Consider the following 7035-nt stretch of genomic DNA (forward strand, 5'->3'; position numbering starts at 1 on the left):
CATCGCACCCGATTCGGGCTTCATTGTCGCTGGCCCGGGGTCGCTCGCCCGGCCGGTCACAACCCCGCCTCCGGGTCTACATCGTCACCCGGCCTATCTTGAAGTAATGCAAAGGATTATCGGGACGGAGGTCGAGTACGGCATCTCGTCGCCGTCGGACCCGACCGCCAACCCGATCCTGACTTCGACGCAGGCGGTCCTGGCCTATGCGGCCGCCGCCGGCATCCAGCGCGCCAAGCGCACCCGCTGGGACTACGAGGTGGAATCGCCGCTGCGCGACGCCCGCGGCTTCGACCTGAGCCGCTCCGCCGGGCCCCCGCCGGTGGTCGACGCCGACGAGGTGGGCGCGGCCAACATGATCCTGACCAACGGGGCGCGGCTCTACGTCGACCATGCGCACCCCGAATACTCCGCCCCCGAGTGCACCGATCCGCTGGACGCGGTGATCTGGGACAAGGCCGGTGAGCGGGTGATGGAGGCCGCCGCCCGGCACGTCGCCAGCGTGCCCGGCGCCGCGAAACTGCAGCTCTACAAGAACAACGTCGACGGCAAGGGCGCCTCCTACGGGTCCCACGAGAACTACCTGATGTCGCGGCAGACACCGTTCTCGGCGATCATCGCCGGCCTGACCCCGTTTCTGGTGTCGCGGCAGGTGGTCACCGGTTCCGGCCGGGTCGGCATCGGGCCCGCCGGCGACGAGCCGGGCTTCCAGCTGTCGCAGCGCTCCGACTACATCGAGGTCGAGGTCGGGCTGGAGACCACACTCAAGCGCGGCATCATCAACACCCGCGACGAGCCCCACGCCGACGCCGACCGGTATCGCCGGCTGCACGTGATCATCGGCGACGCCAACCTGGCCGAGACGTCGACGTATTTGAAGCTGGGCACCACGGCGCTGGTGCTCGATCTGATCGAGGACGGCCCCGCCCACGGGATCGACCTGAGCGACCTGGCGTTGGCCCGGCCGGTGCACGCGGTCCACGCCATCAGCCGCGATCCGTCGCTGCGGGTGGCGGTGGCACTGGCCGACGGGCGCGAGCTGACCGCCCTTGCGCTGCAACGCATTTACCTCGACCGGGTGGCGAAGCTGGTCGACAGCCGCGACCCCGACCCGCGCGCGGCCGACGTCGTCGAAACGTGGGCGGACGTGCTCGACAAGCTCGAGCGCGACCCGATGGACTGCGCCGAGCTGCTGGACTGGCCGGCCAAGCTGCGGCTGCTCGAGGGCTTCCGGCAGCGGGAGAACCTGAACTGGTCGGCGCCGCGGCTGCACCTGGTCGACCTGCAGTATTCCGATGTGCGGCTGGACAAGGGGCTGTACAACCGGCTGGTCGCGCGCGGTTCGATGAAGCGCCTCGTCAGCGAACACCAGGTGCTCGATGCCGTCGACAATCCGCCCACGGACACGCGCGCGTACTTCCGCGGTGAATGCTTGCGCAGGTTCGGTGCCGACATCGCCGCGGCCAGCTGGGACTCGGTGATTTTCGACCTCGGCGGCGATTCGCTGGTCCGCATCCCGACGCTGGAGCCGCTGCGCGGCAGCAAGGCCCACGTCGGAGCTTTGCTGGACTCCGTGGCCAGCGCGGTCGAACTGGTGGAACAACTGACCAGCTAAGTGGCGTTGGATCGGGAAACGTCGGCGTTGACCGGTACTGTAGAAGAACCGGCGGGCGTGTGACGCCGGTTAACACGAGCCGATAACAAAGCAGGAGGCGGCGATGGCTCAGGAGCAGACCAAGCGTGGTGGCGGCGGCGGCGACGAAGACGATTTCGCCGACGGCACGGCCGCGGGCCAGGAGCGTCGCGAGAAGCTTGCCGAAGACACCGACGACCTGCTTGACGAGATTGACGACGTCCTTGAGGAAAACGCCGAGGATTTTGTCCGCGCGTATGTCCAAAAGGGCGGACAGTGACCTGGCCGTTCGCCGATCGACTGTCCTTTAACTCCCCACTTCCCGGGAATCCGGCTGTAGACCTGTCCTCGTTTGCTGACCACCTCCGCCGCCACGCGCCGGAATTGCTGCCGGCGAGCTTTGGCGGCGGAGCGCAAACCGCGGCCGCGGGCGACCAGCTGCCGCACGGCACCACGATCGTCGCGTTGAAGTACCCGGGCGGCGTCGTCATGGCGGGTGACCGGCGCTCGACGCAGGGCAACATGATCGCCGGGCGCGACGTGAAGAAGGTGTATATCACCGACGACTACACGGCTACCGGCATCGCCGGGACCGCCGCGATCGCCGTCGAGTTCGCCCGGCTTTACGCCGTGGAACTCGAGCACTACGAGAAGCTCGAGGGCGTGCCGCTCACGTTTGCCGGCAAGGTCAACCGGCTGGCGATCATGGTGCGCGGCAACCTGGCCGCGGCGATGCAGGGGCTGGTCGCCCTGCCGCTGCTGGCCGGGTACGACATCCACGCGGCGGACCCCGAAAGCGCGGGCCGCATCGTGTCTTTCGATGCCGCCGGCGGCTGGAACATCGAGGAAGAGGGCTACCAGGCGGTGGGATCGGGCTCGATCTTCGCCAAGTCGTCGATGAAGAAGCTGTATTCCCAAGTGTCCGACGTCGATTCCGCGCTGCGGGTGATCGTGGAGGCGCTCTACGACGCCGCCGACGACGACTCCGCCACCGGCGGTCCGGATCTGGTCCGCGGCATCTACCCCACGGCGGTCACCATCGGTGCCGAGGGCGCGGCCGAGGTGCCGGAGAGCCGCATCGCCGAACTGGCCCGGGAGGTCATCGAAAGCCGCTCGCGGGCGGACACTTTCGGGCCCGATGCCGAACCGCGGGGTAAGAAGAAGTGAGCTTCCCATATTTCATCTCGCCCGAACAGGCGATGCGCGAGCGCAGCGAGCTCGCGCGCAAGGGCATCGCGCGGGGCAAGAGCGTGGTGGCGCTGGCCTACGCCGACGGGGTGCTGTTCGTCGCCGAGAACCCGTCGCGGTCCCTGCAGAAGATCAGCGAACTTTACGACCGCGTCGGCTTTGCGGCCGCGGGCAAGTTCAACGAGTTCGACAATCTGCGGCGCGGCGGCATCCAGTTCGCCGACACCCGCGGCTACGCCTACGACCGCCGCGACGTGACCGGGCGGCAGCTGGCCAACGTCTACGCGCAGACCCTCGGCAGCATCTTCACCGAGCAGGCCAAGCCCTACGAGGTCGAGTTGTGCGTCGCCGAGGTCGCCCACTACGGCGAGTCGAAACCGCCTGAGCTGTACCGCATTACCTACGACGGGTCGATCGCCGACGAACCGCATTTCGTGGTGATGGGCGGGACCACCGAGCCGATCGTCACCGCGCTCAAGGATTCCTACGCCGAAAACGCCCACCTGCGTGAGGCTTTGGGCATCGCGGTTGCGGCGCTGCGCGCGGGCAGCTCGGACGCGTCCAACGGCGACCAGCCCGGGCTCGATGTGGGCAGCCTGGAGGTGGCCATCCTGGACGCCAACCGGCCGCGGCGGGCGTTCCGGCGGATCAATCGCCCCACCCTGGAAAACTTGCTGAAGAAGTCGCACGGCCCGAAGTCCAAGGACGCAAAATCCGGCGGAGAAGAGTCGGAATCGAAGGGTGAGTCCTCGGACTAGATCCGCCCGATAACATCCCGGGCGCGGCTTCTGCACCTTTGCGGCGCGACAACCAGTACCCTCGATTACGTGCAGCGACGAATTATGGGCATCGAGACCGAGTTCGGTGTCACCTGCACGTTCCACGGCCATCGCCGGCTGTCTCCGGACGAGGTTGCCCGGTACCTGTTCCGGCGGGTGGTGTCGTGGGGCCGCAGCTCCAACGTCTTCTTGCGCAACGGCGCGCGCCTCTACCTGGATGTGGGCAGCCACCCCGAGTACGCCACGGCCGAGTGCGACAGCCTGGTGCAGCTGGTCACCCACGACCGGGCCGGTGAATGGGTGCTGGAAGACCTGCTGGTGGACGCCGAGCAGCGGCTCGCCGACGAGGGCATCGGCGGCGACATCTACCTGTTCAAGAACAACACCGACTCGGCGGGCAACTCCTACGGCTGCCACGAGAACTACCTGATCGTGCGGGCCGGCGAGTTCTCCCGGATCTCCGACGTGCTGCTGCCCTTCCTGGTCACCCGCCAGCTGATCTGCGGCGCCGGCAAGGTGCTGCAGACTCCCAAGGCCGCGACCTTCTGCCTTTCCCAGCGCGCCGAGCACATCTGGGAGGGCGTCTCCTCGGCCACCACGCGCAGCCGGCCGATCATCAACACCCGCGACGAGCCGCACGCCGACGCCGAGAAGTACCGGCGCCTGCACGTCATCGTCGGCGACTCCAACATGTGCGAGACGACCACCATGCTCAAGGTGGGCACCGCGGCGCTGGTGCTGGAGATGATCGAGGCCGGCGTCCCGTTCCGCGACTTCTCGCTGGACAACCCCATCCGCGCGATTCGCGAGGTCAGCCATGACGTCACGGGCCGGCGGCCGGTGCGGCTGGCGGGTGGGCGACAGGCCAGCGCGCTGGACATCCAGCGCGAGTACTACAGCCGCGCCGTCGAGCACCTGCAGACCCGGGAGCCCAACGCCCAGATCGAGCAGGTCGTCGACCTGTGGGGCCGGCAGCTCGATGCGGTCGAGAGCCAGGACTTCGCCAAGGTGGACACCGAGATCGACTGGGTGATCAAGCGCAAGCTGTTCCAGCGCTACCAGGACCGCTACAACATGGAGCTGTCCGACCCGAAGATCGCCCAGCTGGACCTGGCCTACCACGACATCAAGCGCGGCCGCGGCGTCTTCGACCTGCTGCAGCGCAAGGGTCTGGCCGCCCGGGTGACCACCGACGAGGACATCGCGGAGGCGGTCGACCACCCGCCGCAGACCACCCGCGCGCGGCTGCGCGGGGAGTTCATCAGCGCCGCCCAGGCGGCGGGTCGCGACTTCACCGTCGACTGGGTGCACCTCAAGCTCAACGACCAGGCGCAGCGCACCGTGCTGTGCAAGGACCCGTTCCGGGCGGTCGACGAGCGGGTCAAGCGACTCATCGCCAGCATGTAGCTGGGTGGTCGGTTCACGGCCAGTCACATCCGTCACATCGACACCGTTGCGGCATCCCATGTTTGAACCGCAAACGTGATATCGCCGGCGCCATCAACTTTCAGAGCCAGTGCCCCCGGCCAGCTCGCGGCCGGTGTGGCGGCCGCGAATCGTGCGACGCGGCCCGCCGGCGTAAGCGCCGCGCGGGGACCATCGAATAACCTGGGACAAATGGCGACCTCGAAAGTCGAGCGGCTGGTTAATCTCGTGATCGCCCTGCTGTCCACCCGCGGCTACGTCACCGCCGAAAAGATCAGGTCCAGCGTCGCCGGCTATTCCGACAGCCCTAGCGCCGAGGCGTTTTCGCGGATGTTCGAGCGAGACAAGAACGAATTGCGCGACCTCGGCATCCCGCTGGAGGTCGGCCGGGTGTCGGCCATGGATCCCACCGAGGGCTACCGGATCAACCGCGACGCCTACGCGTTGGCGCCGGTCGACCTCACCCCGGACGAGGCGGCCGCGGTGGCCGTCGCCACGCAGCTGTGGGAGTCGCCCGAACTGATCACCGCCACCCAGGGCGCCCTGCTCAAGCTGCGCGCCGCCGGCGTGGACGTCGACCCGGACGCCCCGGTGGCCATCGCGTCCCCGGCCGGCGTGCCGGGCCTGCGCGGGTCGGAGGAGGTGCTCGGGATCCTGTTGTCCGCCATCGCTTCCCGTCAGGCGGTGCAGTTTCCCCACCGGCCATCGCGGGCCGAGCCCTACACGACGCGCACCGTCGAGCCCTGGGGCGTGGTCACCGAAAAGGGCCGCTGGTACCTGGTCGGCCACGACCGCGACCGCGGCGCCACCCGCACCTTCCGGCTCTCCCGGATCGGGGACGACGTCACGCCCATCGGCCCGCCCGGGGCGGTCACGGTGCCCGACGGCGTCGATCTGCGAAAGATCGTGGCCCAGACGGTCAGCGAGTGGCCGGCCGGGGGACAGGCCCGGGTGTGGGTCGCCGACGGGCGGGCCACCGCGCTGCGGCGCGCCGGGAGATCGGTGGGGGCGCAAGAACTGGCCGGCCGCGCCGGCGAGGTGATCGAAATCGGCATCGGATCCGCCGACCAGCTGGCCCGCGACATCGCCGGCTATGGGGCCGACGCCGTCGTGCTCGAGCCGCAATCGCTGCGCGACGAGGTGCTGGCCCGGTTGCGCGCGCATGCGGAGGTGCACAGCTCATGACCCCCGTGTCCACCCGGCTCGTTCGGCTGCTCAACATGGTCCCGTATTTCCAGGCCAACCCGAAGGTCACCCGGGCCAAGGCCGCGGCCGACCTCGGGGTGTCGGAGAAGCAGCTGGAGGAGGACCTCAACCAGCTGTGGATGTGCGGTCTTCCCGGCTACTACCCGGGCGACCTCATCGACTTCGAGTTCTCGGGCGACACCATCGAGGTGACGTTCTCGGCGGGCATCGACCGGCCGCTCAAGCTCACGTCGCCCGAGGCCACCGGCCTGCTGGTGGCGCTGCGGGCGCTGGCCGACATCCCGGGCGTCGTCGACCCGGAGGCTGCGCGCAGCGCGATCGCCAAGATCGAGGCCGCCGCGGGCGCCGTCGGGCACGACGCTGCGTCTTTTGGCGCCTCCGGCACGGCCGTCGACGAGCCCGCACCCGTCGAAAGCCGCGCCGCGGCCGCCGTGCGCACGGCGGTGCAATACAAGCGCGCGCTGGCGATCGACTACTACTCCGCCTCGCACGACACCCTGACCAGCCGGGTCGTCGACCCCATCCGTGTCCTGCTGATCGGCGGCCACAGCTACCTGGAGGCGTGGTCGCGCGAAGCCGAAGGCGTCCGCCTGTTCCGCTTCGACCGGATCGTGGAGGCCACCGAGCTGGGCGAGCCGGCGGCCCCGCCGGAACCGGCCCTGCACGCTCCGCCGGACACATCGCTGTTCGACGGCGACCCGTCGCTGCCGTCGGCGCGGCTCTGGGTGGCGCCCGCGGCGTCGTGGATGTTCGAGTACTACCCGATGCGCGAGGTGCTCGAGCTGGCCGACGGCTCGTGCGAGG

The 7035-nt window shown here is 69.0% G+C and carries 7 protein-coding genes; all 7 read left to right on the plus strand.

Annotated features, from left to right (window positions below; translation table 11 throughout):
* Window positions 1-106 precede the first annotated feature (106 nt).
* Window positions 107-1615 (plus strand): pup deamidase/depupylase, encoded by a 1509-nt coding sequence (gene dop, locus A5706_RS00805; protein ID WP_068126095.1) that lies wholly within the window; start codon window positions 107-109, stop codon window positions 1613-1615.
* Between the two features lie 103 nt (window positions 1616-1718).
* Window positions 1719-1913, plus strand: a complete 195-nt coding sequence (locus tag A5706_RS00810; protein ID WP_066913345.1) for a ubiquitin-like protein Pup — start codon at window positions 1719-1721, stop codon at window positions 1911-1913.
* On the plus strand, window positions 1910-2800 hold the full coding sequence (gene prcB, locus A5706_RS00815) for a proteasome subunit beta (RefSeq protein ID WP_068126097.1): 891 nt from the start codon (window positions 1910-1912) through the stop codon (window positions 2798-2800). The genes A5706_RS00810 and prcB overlap by 4 nt, the downstream gene beginning before the upstream one ends.
* Complete coding sequence (gene prcA / locus A5706_RS00820) at window positions 2797-3579, plus strand: proteasome subunit alpha (protein WP_068126098.1); 783 nt, start codon at window positions 2797-2799, stop codon at window positions 3577-3579. The genes prcB and prcA overlap by 4 nt, the downstream gene beginning before the upstream one ends.
* Window positions 3580-3648: 69 nt before the next feature.
* Complete coding sequence (gene pafA / locus A5706_RS00825) at window positions 3649-5007, plus strand: Pup--protein ligase (protein WP_096866143.1); 1359 nt, start codon at window positions 3649-3651, stop codon at window positions 5005-5007.
* A 210-nt stretch (window positions 5008-5217) separates the two neighbouring features.
* Window positions 5218-6210, plus strand: coding sequence for a YafY family protein (locus A5706_RS00830; RefSeq protein WP_068126101.1), 993 nt, complete (start codon window positions 5218-5220; stop codon window positions 6208-6210).
* Window positions 6207-7035 (plus strand): YafY family protein (locus tag A5706_RS00835; RefSeq protein WP_068126103.1); only part of this gene is annotated, 829 nt, incomplete at its 3' end. The genes A5706_RS00830 and A5706_RS00835, both read left to right, overlap by 4 nt.

Source organism: Mycobacterium sp. E796, from assembly GCF_001672815.1.
GTDB lineage: Bacteria > Actinomycetota > Actinomycetes > Mycobacteriales > Mycobacteriaceae > Mycobacterium.